We start from the raw sequence: 12,517 nt of genomic DNA, 5'->3' as shown, positions 1-12,517 counted from the left end.
CCCTTTCATATCCAGAACTTATTTTACCCGGAACTCCATTAACTTGTCTAGACCAGACTATAATTGAGCGATAAATCGATCCCAACCAGCATTGCCGGCCTCATCATCCTTGAAGACGCCCGCATTTTCAAGAACATTAGCAAAGACATTCGCTAATTCTTGTTCCATCACTTCATCAACATTATCAGCATTGATTTCCATCTTTTCGGCAATTTCCTTGGCCCATGGAAGGTGGCTATCGGCAATGTTATTGTCCTTGCCAAGCCAGAACTTCTTTACTTCAGCTAATTCGTCCTTTAACCGTGCAGGAAGAATTGCCCGACCCATAACTTCGATCAGGCCAATATTTTCCTTCTTGATGTGCCATAACTTTTCGTGTGGGTGAAAGATGCCAAGTGGGTACTTGTCACTCGTGTTGTTATCCCGCAAAACAAGGTCAAGAACAAACTTCTTACCATCACGGTGCATAATTGGGGTAACGGTGTGGTGACGAGTATCACCATCAAAGGCCTTCAATGAAAGACTTTCATCGTCATAATGATCCCAAACGTCAATAATGTGTGAACCAAGGTTAATTAATTCAGTTGTGTTTGCACTGGTTAACCGAATATCACTCATTGGCCAGTTAACAATTCCGGCTTCAACGTCTGGGTATTCATCAAAGTGGAGTGGCTTTTTGATTTCTGCCTTCATCATTGGGAAGCTGTGACGACCACCTTGGTAGTGTTCGTGAGCAAGCATGGAGCCACCAACGATTGGTAAGTCAGCGTTACTGCCGACAAAGTAAGCAGGTAATTGTTCTTCAATTTCAACTAAGTTAATCAAAGTTTGGCGATTAATTTGCATTGGTTCATGCTTACTATCAAGGAAAATACAGTGTTCATTGAAGTAAGCGTATGGTGAGTATTGGAAGCCCCACTTGTGACCGCCAACCATAATCCGGATTACTCGGTGGTTACTCCGTGCTGCTTGACCAAGGCGACCCTTGTAACCTTCGTTTTCCATACAAAGGGCACATTGTGGGTACTTCTTTTTGGTATCATGGGCAGCCGCAGCAATCGCCTTTGGATCCTTTTCAGGTTTAGAAAGATTAATGGTAATTTCAAGGTTACCGTACTTTGTTGGGCGATCAAAAACGATATTCTTCTTGATCGCTGCAACCTTAACGTAATCGTTTGAGGTCATTAACTTATAGAACCAGTTAGTAGCTGTTTCTGGTGAATCTTGGTATTTTTCCCAAAATTCTTCGTTAACAACTGATGGACGTGGTGTCATCAGGTCGTAGAGTTGATCGTTCAGAATTTCTCGTTCCGTTTGACCATCCTCAATTTTGCCCCGTTTAACAGCTAAATCAACTAATTGAGCAACAACTGGTTGGTCTTCATTACCATCAACATCCTCGTCGCCTACAAAGCCACGAATCTTGTTCATTACATAAATTTTGTCAAGGGGCTTATATGCACCACTGGCAATTACATCATCAGCAAACTTTTCGATTAACTTCATCTTTTAATTCCCCCACTCACTTAAATACTATTTAATACGATTGAAGTTGACTTACCCGAGTTTCCTAGGGCTAGCAGTCCAAGGCTACACAGTCGAGATCTTGGAGTGAACCAGAAATTGATTTATCAATTTCGTCTGTGAACCCACGCAAGGATGAGTAGGCTTTTGACTATCAACTTGTTGATGGCAAAAGCCACTCAGCTACTGCGCTTCGCCCTAACCTTCCTCGAGCGTTCCTAAGCAACATAGCCGAAACGTGCTTCACCCGAGTTTCCTAGAGCTAGCAACCTCCTTCCTAGGCGCAAGTCGCCTTCGTCAGGAGAAATTGCTAGCCTTTCGGAAACTCTTTGGGGTGAAGGCACTCTATAACTTGTGTGGTCCATCCACAACTTCGGCGTCGTAGAAGCTGGCGTCGTAGCCAATCTTGTCGCGGTAGATCTTACCAACGTTCTTCTTGAAGTTTTCGGCTTCGGACTTCTTAACGATGGCAATTGCACTACCGGCAAATCCACCACCGACCATCCGAGCACCAAGGCATCCTGGTTGGTCCCAAGCGTTTTCTGCTAAGGTATCGAGTTCCTTACCGGTAACTTCGTAATCGTACTTCAATGAAACGTGGGAAGCGTTGATTAAACGACCGAGTTCTTCAAGGTCACCCTTTTGCATTGCATCAATGGCCCGCTTAGTCCGTTCATTTTCGCTAACTGCGTGACGAGCACGACGAAGTAAAGTATCATCATTAATTAGGTAAGTGTATTGATCAAAGGTTTCTGAATCAATTTCACCAAGCTTATTGATATTTAACTTCTTGCTGAGGCGCTTTACTGCTTCTTCACATTCTTGAACCCGTTCGTTGTACTTTGATCCAGCTAATGAGTGGGTCTTGTTCGTACTCATAATGATAATTTCGTAGTCGCCAAGTTCAAGTGGTAAGTACTTGTAATCCAACGTGTTGCAGTCGAGGAAGATTGCGTTGTCTTTCTTTCCCATCCCCACAGCAAATTGGTCCATGATTCCGGAATTCAAACCAACAAAATCATTTTCGGTCTTTTGACCAAGCTTAACGAGGTCAATTTCATCAATATCTAAGTTGAATTCTTCCTTTAACAGGTTACCCATCAGCATTTCAATTGAAGCTGATGATGAAAGTCCTGAACCATATGGTAAGAAGCCATGAATATAAAGGTTAAATCCATGATCGATCTTGTATCCACGTTGCTTAAGGTAAACAAGCATCCCCTTAAAGTAGTTAACCCACTTTTCATCCTTGGCTGATTGTGGTTGATCATCGTTAATGTCAAACGTAATGATCTTACTATTTTCAACCTTAGCTGAGTTAGCTGAGTAAATTGCTACAGTAGTGTCTTTGCGAGGACCATAAACACCATAAGTACCAATACTAATTGCACATGGGAAAACGTGACCACCATTGTAGTCCGTGTGTTCACCAATCACATTAATCCGGCCTGGAGAGAAGAAAACATCTTTCCCTGGTTCCTTAAATGTGTCTTGATATTCTTTAAGAAAATCTTGCTTATCCATGTCAAAATACCTCCATGACCACTTGAACAAAGTGGCTAAACAAATTAGTAAACTTTTACTAAACTATAATTTAGACTCTTTTACCGTGTTTGTCAACAAGCGCTTTCATTTTCACAGCGTTAATGTTGAAAGCGTTTTCTACAGATGCTGTCCTTATGCTATTTCTCTCTATTTAAAAATTTGATAATTATTTAGCCAAGAAAGGACTATTCTTCATGTACCATTACTCTCCAAGTTCAATTTACTCCCTTATTCCTTCAAATAGTCGCTGGTTCATTAAACAAATCAATCAACGGCCGACCCTTTATACAACTAATCTCGGTAGCAGATTACGCTTCTCGACATCGAACGTAACTAAGTTAACAATCAATGTTTTAGATAATCGCAATGAACTCTCCCCATCACAAATTTATGCCTGGCGGGTTGATAACAATCAATGGCATCGTGAACGAGCCAGTCAACATTCTTGGCAAATTACTTGTAGTCCTGAACCGCACTTAATAGAAGTCATCACTGCTGGTAACACAGATTTTGATCAAGTTTGGAACGGTAATGAAGGATTTGCGATCACTTCGATCGATATCGACCAAGGAACATTATCACTAGCGCAAACGGTCCCTGTAATTGACTTTATCGGTGACTCAATTACTGCCGGATGCTGGGTTAATGGTCGACACGCGTCTTATGATTACCGGCCAGAAACGAACTATGTCGGTACTGCTGTTGACCTCCTTCACGCCACCGATGTCCGGATCGCTTATTCTGCTGGAGGTGTTTTACGTCAAGCTACTGGGGGCGTACCAACTGCCGAGCAATTTTTAAGGAATCTTGACGCCACGACCCCCTGGCAGCCTAACAATCCTGACTTAGTAGTCATTAATCTTGGCGTTAACGATCGTCGCTTCTCATTAGAGCAATTCTATAGGGCTTATGATCACTTCTTAGGCCTCGTCATAGAACTTTTTCCTACTTCTTCAGTTTTGGTAATGATCCCCTTTAGTCAAACCTTTGCGGAGCAGATTCGTGATCTTGCCGCAAAACACCATCTCCCAATAATTGAAACTAACGGCTGGTGCTCAACTTACACTGACGGTCTCCACCCAGACCAAGTAGGAGCAAGCAAAAGTGGCCATTCACTTACGAAGGTTTTATCAAAGCTCTTAAAGTAGTGTACAATTAAAGAAGATCATAACGTCAACGCTCAAGGAGGATTCGACATGACGGAACAGCGGCTCTTAAACATTCAAAAAGGCTATAATTTCCGCGATCTTGGCGGCTATGCTACTAGGGATGGTCACCACGTCCAATGGCACCGTCTTATCCGTTCTGGCTCATTAGCACGACTGGATAATTCTGATCTATCTACTCTTACGGGCATCCCCGTAACCATTGATATTGATTTGCGGGCACCGGAAGAAGTTAAAATTGCCCCCGATCGGGTACCAAAGACAGCCAAGTACTACCACCTTCCCGTTTTTAGCTCTGATGAAACCGACGCATCTCACAGTGATGAAGAAATTATGAGTCGGATTTTACAACCAGGCAACGGTTACCAGCATATGCTTGAGGTTTATACCCGAATGACAGAAGTAGCGACCGCTAAAGCTGCTTACCAAAAAATGTTCGAATTATTACTCACCAATGCTCCTGATCAGGCAACGCTCTTCCACTGTACTGCAGGAAAAGATCGTACCGGAATGGCTGCCTATCTAATCCTGAGCGCTTTAGATGTACCGGAAGAAACGATCTTACAGGACTACCTGTTAACTAACGAGGCAACCCATGATTTTCGCGTTCATTGGCTTCAATCCTTACGTGATCAGGGAGTGAGTGAGACCGTTGTTGAAAACCGCCGAGCCCTCGGTTCAGTTTCACCGGATTACATCAATCAGGCAATTAAACTCATCAATACTAACTACGGCAATGTTCATAACTACTTAATAGAGCATCTCGATCTAACACCAGCCGATTTCAAGCAATTACGGCAACTATACTTAGCTTAAAGGAAGTGATTTGATGAAAATTTCTGTACCACTTACTAACGGTCTGTTAGCTGACGAATATGGAAAATACGCACCAGCTGATCTGATGCTAGCTGACCACCCAATTAAATCTTTCCCGATTGAAATTAATGATGCACCAGCCGACACCAAGACCTTTGCGATCGTCTTTATTGACTATGATTCAACTCCCGTCTGTGGTTTCACCTGGATCCACTGGTTAGCGGCAAATATTCCTAGTTCAATGACTAGCATCCCTGCTAATGCTAGTCGTCAATTGAAGGATCAGTTTGTCCAAGGAAACAATAGTAACGCTGGAGCACTAGTTAATGGAAATCCGGCAATCACTAGCGGTTACGTTGGCCCACAGCCACCCGACAAGACGCACCACTATACCCTAAGAGTTTACGCATTGGATGACCAATTACCACTCAATAATCATTACTGGTTAAATGATTTTATCCATGCAGCTGAAGGACATATTTTAGATCAAGCCGAATTTGACATTCCAAGTCGTGCATAAGGAGGAACAGACAATGGAAACAAGAATTTTCTTTAACCCTGGCGATTCAATCGCTAATATTCATGATTACAATGAAGCAGTCCGGAAAGGACAAATTTTCAAACGTGAACGGCAAGCTGATGACCTTGTTATCGCAAAGGGCCCTGATGATGAAGAGTATGCTATTTTCTACGCCAAGGATGCTCAAACTAAGCCAAAGGCCATGGAAGCAAAGCCTTATGACATTAAGAATCGACTTTAATGTAGTGAAAAATGCAGGAAAAAACAAAATGTTTTTTCCTGCATTTTTCTATACTCAATAATTTTTGAACTTACGAAGTCCAATTGCGGGAATTAACTGAGTGACGGTTAATTCCCAGCTTAACTTCTTTACCGGCCACCAACTAGTTTAGCAACCTGCGACTCAAGATAGTCAATTAAGGCATCTGAATCTTCCTTAAAGTCGTCAACAAAGCTCTTTCCCTTTGGTGCTATTGTTCCAACTTGTGCACCCATCGCATCGGTAACAATCAGCTGATCGCCATCGCGCTTCACTTCATCGTAGCGGCCTTCAAGAGCATCATCCAACAATACCTGAAGGATGTCAGGGACTGCCTGTTCAATGACTTCTTCAGGAGTTACCTTTTCACCGTGGACTTGGCGCTTAGCTACCTGAACGGCTACTTCTTCCATGTTTTCAGGAATATATTCACTCATAAACTTCAGCCTCCTTCCGTTACTAAAATAGTGAGTTAACTATTTTTTGCGCTTTTTTCGCCGCTTCTTACTAAACTTGATCCCCTGGGGTACTCGTTTCTTCTTCAGCAACTGTTTATCCTTTTCTACTGGGACCTGTTGCTGGTGAGCTTGCTGTTGCTTATGCAATTGCTGCCGTTCATATTCACCCCATGGTCTCAGAATTGAACGCATAAAGTCTGCTACTTCGGACTGGTGAGCATCCATCCACTTTTCGGTCTTATTAATGTTATCAGTATCAACACCCCGACTCCGGATGTATGAAAGCATCAGCTGGGTTGTCCGTTGTCGTCGTTCAAGTGAAGCCAACATATTCTGTGACGTCTGCATGTGGGCAATTGATTTCAGCGCAACTCGATATTGTTCCATCGTAATCTGATCGGTTCGCTTTAAATAATCAAACAATGCTTGCGCGGTCGGAACGATATTTAAGATCTCTAATTTAGTGATGTTCGGGTCTAGTGGCATCATCATCCCCAGAACCAATTGTAAATCACTAAATTGCCATTGGTTAGGTCCCTGGTGACACTCTTGGTACATTAATTGCAAGAATTCAACTACCAGATATTGTTGATCAGCAACGCTTAATTCTTTGTCCTGAAATTCAGGAGCGGTTGCTACTTCTTGCTTAATTTGGGCAATTTGTTGCTTCATTTTTGCGGCTGGAATTAACTTTACTGGTGTAGTTGGTTGTTGTGGCTGTTCATCAACGGTCGCTTTCTTCTCTACTGGCGTTTCCTTCTTTACCGGTTCACCATTCATTTCAGCCAATGTTTGATGAGCTTTCCGGCACTTATTCATTGTTGGTCGCTGTTCATCGATCGCCGCTTCAATAGCACTTAATTGTTTATTCCCCAAATACTTTTGATAAGCCTTCAAAACAGGTGCAACGGCAATCCCAAATGAATTGGTTAATGCTGGATCAGCAATGAATTGACCAACCATTACTTGCTTAACCGCTTGGGGCGTCCACGCGGTGTCATCCAGTTGGTGCTCTTCAGTCATGTACTTGTTAAACCGAGTCAGGATGTCTTGAGCATGTTTCTGCTGGTTAGCAGATAGCTGGTCATACGTGGACGAATTTAGGAACCCTTTAAGATGTTCTTCATGTTCGCTCATTTCCCAATTATTCCTCCATCATAAATTGAATTATCTTCTCTATCATATCATAATTACAAATGAACAATTAATTATGCCCTTTGAGGGGATAATCAAGGAGCGATCATTTAAAATGCAACGAAAGAAAATCCAAGAAGCAATGGCCCGCGTCTATTTTCAAAAAATGACCCCTACTGGCTACCACGAAATTGAAGAAGAGATTGAACAGTTAAAAAAACAGCGTCCCGCTAAGATTAGCCAACTGAAAGCTGCGCGTGCGCTCGGCGACTTATCCGAAAACACAGAATACAGCACCGCAAAACGTGAACTCCGTCATTTGGAGAGTCGACTCCGTTATCTGAACAAACAATTGCAATACGCTGAAATAGTTAAACCTGCTGATACTAAGACTGTCGATCTCGGCTCAACCGTTACCCTCCAGTTTGAAGATGACGACGAACAAGCTAATTACACCATTGTCGGTAAGCAGGAAGCAGACCTGCAAAAGCAGAAGATCTCATTTGACTCACCACTTGGTCAAGCACTCCTCCATCAGGAAGCTGGACAAACGGTTTCTGTTCAGGCTCCTCAGTCTACCTATAAAGTTAAAATACTGGCGGTTCAATTAACCCCACCAGAAGAATTAGATTAAACTGCCTCAGTAAAAAAATATTTTAACTTTATCCTATGCCTATCCCTGAAACCATTCGGGCAAATATCAACTGATTAATTGCCAGATTTTCTCCTTGTTTCAAAGAGGAAGAATGCTATACTAGATATCGTTGTATTTTTACGTGTCCACAATATATTGTACTTTTTTAGTTTTATTATTTGTGATGGACACAATATATAGATATAGGAGACTTTGAGTAATGAAGAATTATCTACACTTTCTCGCTCACCAACTTAAGGGCTGGCCTCAGCAAAATTACTACCTCTTTTTCTTCAGTCTTGGTTGTCAGGTAATGACCTTGGTAAATGATAAAATTACTTGGATTACGGTAATTACCTTTATCGGGACAACATTAGGAGTTCTTTGTATTTTGGCAATTAATGCTGCTAAATCAGTTAACGGTTGGCTAGGGATTCTTTCCGCCATTTGTTTTATCATCGTTGGTTTTAGCGCAAAGAACTACCTAAGTATTGGTGAACAACTTGCCTACGTCATTACTCTTGATATTCCAGTCCTTCTTTCCGCAAACTGGAACATCAACATGGTCTCAAAGATCCGGAAGTTCACTGGTAAGACTTGGGTCATCGCAATCCTGTCAACAATTGTTGTTTACTTTGTTTCCGGTTACCTGATTGGTGCCTTAACAAACGATCCACGGCCATGGGTTGACGCTATTAGCTTCTCAATCAGCTTAACTGCTGGTGTTATCTGCTTCCTCCGGTACAACAACCAATACTTCTGGTGGTTGGCTTCAGGAATTTTCCAAATGGTTCTTTGGGGAATTACCTTCGCTCAAGGTGATGCTTCATTGGCAATGGCAGTTAACAGTATGGTTTACATCATCAATGACGTCTTGGCCTTTACCATTTCACCATGGTACAACAAGCGCGAACGTGCCCGTCTTGAAAAAGAAGAAGCTAAGTACTCAGCAAACTTACAAGCTTAACCTAAACTAATAAATCCCCAACTCAGGTCATCACGATTTGAGTTGGGGATTTTCTTAATGTATGATTTGGTTAGTTATTTGGTATTCGGGGGTTCAAAAATGGCAAAAATATTTATTGTGGAAGATAATCCCGCTATTATCCAAACGATCCATGACGAACTAGCAAAGTGGAAGCATTCTGTGGTAACCGTTAATGACTGGGATTACGTTGATCAGGAGGTAGCAGCCGCTTCACCTGACCTGATTTTATTTGACATTACCCTGCCAACCTTTGATGGCTTCTATTGGATCAATCAGGTACGAAAAGTAACACAAGTACCAATTATTGTAATTTCAGCAGCCGATATTGACAGCAACATTATGCACGCAATCACGTCGGGAGCTGATGATTATATCATGAAGCCATTCTCTACCGCAGTTCTCCTCGCTAAAATACAGGCACTCCTTCGGCGAAGTCATGAAGCAGAGGGCGGGAATATACTTACCTGGGATTCTAACCACTTTAATTCTTTAACTAATGAATTAACGACCCCACAAGGCAGTATCCAGCTATCGCCAACGGAAAGTGCCCTTTTAGGAATCCTAATTAGCCACTTAGACCATACCGTTACAAAAGAATACCTTCTCGAATCGCTTTGGCAGGGTGGAAAATTTCTAAATGATAACACCCTAAACGTTAACATTAGTCGACTTCGTTCTAAATTAGCCACGATTAACATGGATCGGTGCTTGCGAACCGAACGGGGGATTGGCTACCGACTGGTGAATAATCATGAAGACTAAAACATTTTGGTTCTATCAATTCAAGTCATTCTTACCTATTACCATTACCTACTTTTTCTTCTGGGGCTTAATCTGTCTTCTTGCAACCTTGTACTATTTGCCAAGAACCTTTTTCTGGGATACCCTTCGCTTTAGTCTCCCGTTTCTAATAATTTGGTTCTTAGTTAACAGCTTCCATCATGCTAAACAATTAAGAGCGATCGTTAAGGAGAAGGTCATTTGCGCTAATAATCCTGTTGAGGCTCAATTATTGCGTTCTTACCGATTGCAACATCGTGAGAGTGAACACCAAATCCGCCATTTAAATAACCAGCGACAAGATCAACTGGACCATATTGAGCTTTATTCCCATGAGATCAAAAATTCATTAACTGGATTACAAGCTGCAGCGGAAAATAACGATGTCGTCACTAGCAATAATATTCTTCAAGCTGTCCAACAAGCCAATTATCACCTTGACATGTTACTAAACGATGAGCGGCTCTCAATGACAAGTCACGATTTTAACTTTGAATGGATTAGCCTTGATTCGTTAATTAGCGAGATCTTAAAGCAAAACTCAACACTTTTCATTAACCACCAATTGATTCCTCAATTGGTAGAGCTTAACGGTGTCCAGGTGTTAACTGACCGCAAGTGGTTCCGATTTTGCATTAACCAATTACTTTCGAACGCAATCAAATACTCCCCGAATGGTGCATCAATCACCTTAAAATGGGATACCAATGAACTCCAAATCATTGATAATGGTGTCGGAATTTCCAGTGGTGATCTTCCCCGAATTTACGATAATGGGTTCTCCGGGAAGAACGGTCACCAAACAACTAAATCAACCGGAATGGGCCTTTACCTAGTTAAAAAGGTCACGGCTCAATTAAATTTTAGTCTGACAATTAACTCAAAAAGCGGTCAAGGAACTCAAGCAATTTTACATTTCCCGGGAAATAACATCAGAAAAACTAAAAATTACACCTAACATTACAATTCTGTAAGGTTCTCCACAATGCTGTAAGTACAAATCAGTGGAGAGCCTTTTTATAATAAGAGTGCGAAGCCGTTAAAATCTTCCGGTGGCTAACGATTTCTCCACCGAACGGCGGTATGCCGTCGGAGGTGGAGGTCGTTAGCTTGAGGAAGATTAGGCTGAGCACATTTAAGCTACGTTGCAGTAGAACTTTTATCTCTAGGGAACTCGGGCGAAGCACGTTTAGACTATGCTGCAGTAGAACCTTTTAGCTCTAGGAAAATCAGACGAGAGTGGGACAGAACTAGCTTGCCTAGTTCGTTGTCCCACCTCCGCAAGGATGGCTACGACGCGAAGCTAGCCTACTAGGGGTTGGTCAAATGCTGATTTATCAGCGTTTGAACTGCCAGCCAGCTACTGCGCTGTTGTATTATCATATTTAAAATAGTTAAGAGACTGGGTTAATTCCCAGCCTCTGGTTCACTCCAACGTTTTGACTCAGTCGCCTAGATCGCTATCTCAAGTGAACTCCCCAACAAACAGATTTCAATCATAAAATTTAACCCATTACAAGAAAGGGATGGAAAACATGAATCTTCTTCACATCAGTCACGTCCAACGAATATATAACGCTAACTCAAGTCACCCGGTGAGGGCACTAAAGGATATTAGCTTTGATGTTAATGCCGGCGAATACATTGCAATTATGGGAGAGTCAGGTGCGGGAAAAAGCACCTTATTAAATATCATTGCAACCCTCGAAAAGGCAACAGCCGGTGAGGTCTTACTAAACGATCAGGACCTTAGTGACCTCACTCCAGACGAAGCAGCAAAGTATCGTCGCGAACACTTAGGTTTCATCTTTCAGCATTTTAACCTTCTCGATAGTCTTTCTAGTCGCGATAATATTTATTTACCGTTAGTCCTCGCAAAAGTTCCCGTTGCTGAAATGGCAAAAAGAATTGATCCCCTAGCAAAAGCTCTCGGAATCACTAAGATCATCGACCGATTTCCAACTGAAATTTCTGGTGGTCAACAACAACGGGTAGCGATTGCTCGTGCATTAATTACCCACCCTGACCTCTTATTAGCTGATGAACCTACGGGGGCGCTTGACTCAAATACAAGCAACGAAATTCTTCATCTTTTTGATACCGTCAATAATCATGGACAAACGATCATTATGGTAACTCATAGCGCTGCGGCCGCTAGTCATGCTAAGCGAACCCTATTTATCAAGGACGGTAAAATTTATCATGAGTTATTCCGCGGTGACGAATCTCTTAAAGAATATCAGGAGCAAATTAGTAACACGATGATGACCCTTACGAATGGCGGTGAATAAGGATGTTATATTTCAGGTTAATTAATTCCAGTTTCAAGCGAAATATGCGGAGCTATGGACCATACCTAATGGCAACCATTATGCTTGTCGCAATTAATTACATTTTTCTTGCAATTGAAGCCAACTCTAGCCTTAAGAAACTTAATACGGGAGCTACCACTTCAGCAATGCTTGATCTTGGTTTCCAGTTTATTCTTCTAGTTACCTTAGCCTTCTTGATTTACGTCAATCGTTTTCTTTGGCAACAGCGGAGCCGAGAAATGGGCTTATACAGTATGCTAGGAATGACTAGTCGGAACCTTCAGCTTCTAACAATCATTGAGAAATGCTACTTAATGATAGTTAGCCTAGTTACCGGTCTTATCTTTGGGATCATCTTTGAGAAACTAGCCTTCCTTGGTC

General features: G+C 42.0%; 14 protein-coding genes. 10 read left to right on the top strand and 4 right to left on the bottom strand.

All coding sequences use genetic code 11. From position 1 onward, the window contains the following. Positions 1-57: 57 nt before the first annotated feature. A complete protein-coding gene (locus tag LKJ51_RS00070; protein WP_291978422.1) occupies positions 58-1,506 on the bottom strand; it encodes a UDP-glucose--hexose-1-phosphate uridylyltransferase in 1,449 nt (482 codons plus the stop codon). A 363-nt stretch (positions 1,507-1,869) separates the two neighbouring features. Continuing rightward, positions 1,870-3,048, bottom strand: a complete 1,179-nt coding sequence (locus LKJ51_RS00065; RefSeq protein ID WP_291978421.1) for a galactokinase — start codon at positions 3,046-3,048, stop codon at positions 1,870-1,872. 215 nt (positions 3,049-3,263) lie between these two features. Here LKJ51_RS00065 and LKJ51_RS00060 point away from each other — a divergent pair, with 215 nt between their 5' ends. Genes LKJ51_RS00060 through LKJ51_RS00045 form a run of 4 tightly spaced genes read left to right on the top strand, consistent with a single transcriptional unit; the run spans position 3,264 to position 5,812 of the window. After that, positions 3,264-4,217: a GDSL-type esterase/lipase family protein gene (locus LKJ51_RS00060; RefSeq protein ID WP_291978420.1), complete on the top strand. Its 954-nt coding sequence runs from the start codon at positions 3,264-3,266 to the stop codon at positions 4,215-4,217. A gap of 48 nt (positions 4,218-4,265) precedes the next feature. Further along, positions 4,266-5,051 (top strand): tyrosine-protein phosphatase, encoded by a 786-nt coding sequence (locus LKJ51_RS00055; protein WP_291978419.1) that lies wholly within the window; start codon positions 4,266-4,268, stop codon positions 5,049-5,051. A 13-nt stretch (positions 5,052-5,064) separates the two neighbouring features. Then, entirely contained in the window at positions 5,065-5,571 is a 507-nt protein-coding gene (locus tag LKJ51_RS00050; protein WP_291978417.1) for a YbhB/YbcL family Raf kinase inhibitor-like protein, read from the top strand. 13 nt (positions 5,572-5,584) lie between these two features. After that, a complete protein-coding gene (locus LKJ51_RS00045) occupies positions 5,585-5,812 on the top strand; it encodes a hypothetical protein (protein ID WP_291978416.1) in 228 nt (75 codons plus the stop codon). Between the two features lie 128 nt (positions 5,813-5,940). Here the strand turns inward: LKJ51_RS00045 and LKJ51_RS00040 are convergent, their stop codons facing one another. Together LKJ51_RS00040 and LKJ51_RS00035 are read right to left on the bottom strand one after the other, a co-directional pair. After that, positions 5,941-6,267, bottom strand: a complete 327-nt coding sequence (locus tag LKJ51_RS00040; RefSeq protein ID WP_291978415.1) for a hypothetical protein — start codon at positions 6,265-6,267, stop codon at positions 5,941-5,943. 39 nt (positions 6,268-6,306) lie between these two features. Next, a complete protein-coding gene (locus tag LKJ51_RS00035; protein WP_291978414.1) occupies positions 6,307-7,425 on the bottom strand; it encodes a hypothetical protein in 1,119 nt (372 codons plus the stop codon). 112 nt (positions 7,426-7,537) lie between these two features. Here LKJ51_RS00035 and greA point away from each other — a divergent pair, with 112 nt between their 5' ends. From greA to LKJ51_RS00005, 6 genes are all read left to right on the top strand, one after another. Continuing rightward, positions 7,538-8,056, top strand: a complete 519-nt coding sequence (greA, locus tag LKJ51_RS00030; protein WP_291978413.1) for a transcription elongation factor GreA — start codon at positions 7,538-7,540, stop codon at positions 8,054-8,056. 220 nt (positions 8,057-8,276) lie between these two features. Continuing rightward, a complete protein-coding gene (pnuC, locus tag LKJ51_RS00025) occupies positions 8,277-9,023 on the top strand; it encodes a nicotinamide riboside transporter PnuC (protein ID WP_291978411.1) in 747 nt (248 codons plus the stop codon). Between the two features lie 99 nt (positions 9,024-9,122). Next, entirely contained in the window at positions 9,123-9,806 is a 684-nt protein-coding gene (locus LKJ51_RS00020; RefSeq protein WP_291978410.1) for a response regulator transcription factor, read from the top strand. Further along, positions 9,796-10,782, top strand: coding sequence for a sensor histidine kinase (locus LKJ51_RS00015; RefSeq protein ID WP_291978409.1), 987 nt, complete (start codon positions 9,796-9,798; stop codon positions 10,780-10,782). The genes LKJ51_RS00020 and LKJ51_RS00015 overlap by 11 nt, the downstream gene beginning before the upstream one ends. Before the next feature lie 577 nt (positions 10,783-11,359). Next, complete coding sequence (locus LKJ51_RS00010; RefSeq protein WP_291978408.1) at positions 11,360-12,115, top strand: ABC transporter ATP-binding protein; 756 nt, start codon at positions 11,360-11,362, stop codon at positions 12,113-12,115. Between the two features lie 2 nt (positions 12,116-12,117). Then, the coding region (locus tag LKJ51_RS00005; protein WP_366017766.1) for an FtsX-like permease family protein at positions 12,118-12,517 on the top strand (400 nt) is incomplete at its 3' end.

This window comes from Limosilactobacillus sp. (assembly GCF_022651205.1).
In the GTDB taxonomy this organism is placed as follows: Bacteria; Bacillota; Bacilli; order Lactobacillales; family Lactobacillaceae; genus Limosilactobacillus.
Note: the sequence above shows the minus strand (reverse complement) of the source record. Positions and strands in the feature narration are given on the sequence as shown.

Excerpts from the sequence above, each read along its gene's own strand:
- LKJ51_RS00070 (WP_291978422.1), bottom strand. The coding sequence starts at position 1,506 with ATGAAGTTAATCGAAAAGTTTGCTGATGATGTAATTGCCAGTGGTGCA.
- LKJ51_RS00065 (WP_291978421.1), bottom strand. The coding sequence starts at position 3,048 with ATGGATAAGCAAGATTTTCTTAAAGAATATCAAGACACATTTAAGGAA.
- LKJ51_RS00060 (WP_291978420.1), top strand. The coding sequence starts at position 3,264 with ATGTACCATTACTCTCCAAGTTCAATTTACTCCCTTATTCCTTCAAAT.
- LKJ51_RS00055 (WP_291978419.1), top strand. The coding sequence starts at position 4,266 with ATGACGGAACAGCGGCTCTTAAACATTCAAAAAGGCTATAATTTCCGC.
- LKJ51_RS00050 (WP_291978417.1), top strand. The coding sequence starts at position 5,065 with ATGAAAATTTCTGTACCACTTACTAACGGTCTGTTAGCTGACGAATAT.
- LKJ51_RS00045 (WP_291978416.1), top strand. The coding sequence starts at position 5,585 with ATGGAAACAAGAATTTTCTTTAACCCTGGCGATTCAATCGCTAATATT.
- LKJ51_RS00040 (WP_291978415.1), bottom strand. The coding sequence starts at position 6,267 with ATGAGTGAATATATTCCTGAAAACATGGAAGAAGTAGCCGTTCAGGTA.
- LKJ51_RS00035 (WP_291978414.1), bottom strand. The coding sequence starts at position 7,425 with ATGAGCGAACATGAAGAACATCTTAAAGGGTTCCTAAATTCGTCCACG.
- greA (WP_291978413.1), top strand. The coding sequence starts at position 7,538 with ATGCAACGAAAGAAAATCCAAGAAGCAATGGCCCGCGTCTATTTTCAA.
- pnuC (WP_291978411.1), top strand. The coding sequence starts at position 8,277 with ATGAAGAATTATCTACACTTTCTCGCTCACCAACTTAAGGGCTGGCCT.
- LKJ51_RS00020 (WP_291978410.1), top strand. The coding sequence starts at position 9,123 with ATGGCAAAAATATTTATTGTGGAAGATAATCCCGCTATTATCCAAACG.
- LKJ51_RS00015 (WP_291978409.1), top strand. The coding sequence starts at position 9,796 with ATGAAGACTAAAACATTTTGGTTCTATCAATTCAAGTCATTCTTACCT.
- LKJ51_RS00010 (WP_291978408.1), top strand. The coding sequence starts at position 11,360 with ATGAATCTTCTTCACATCAGTCACGTCCAACGAATATATAACGCTAAC.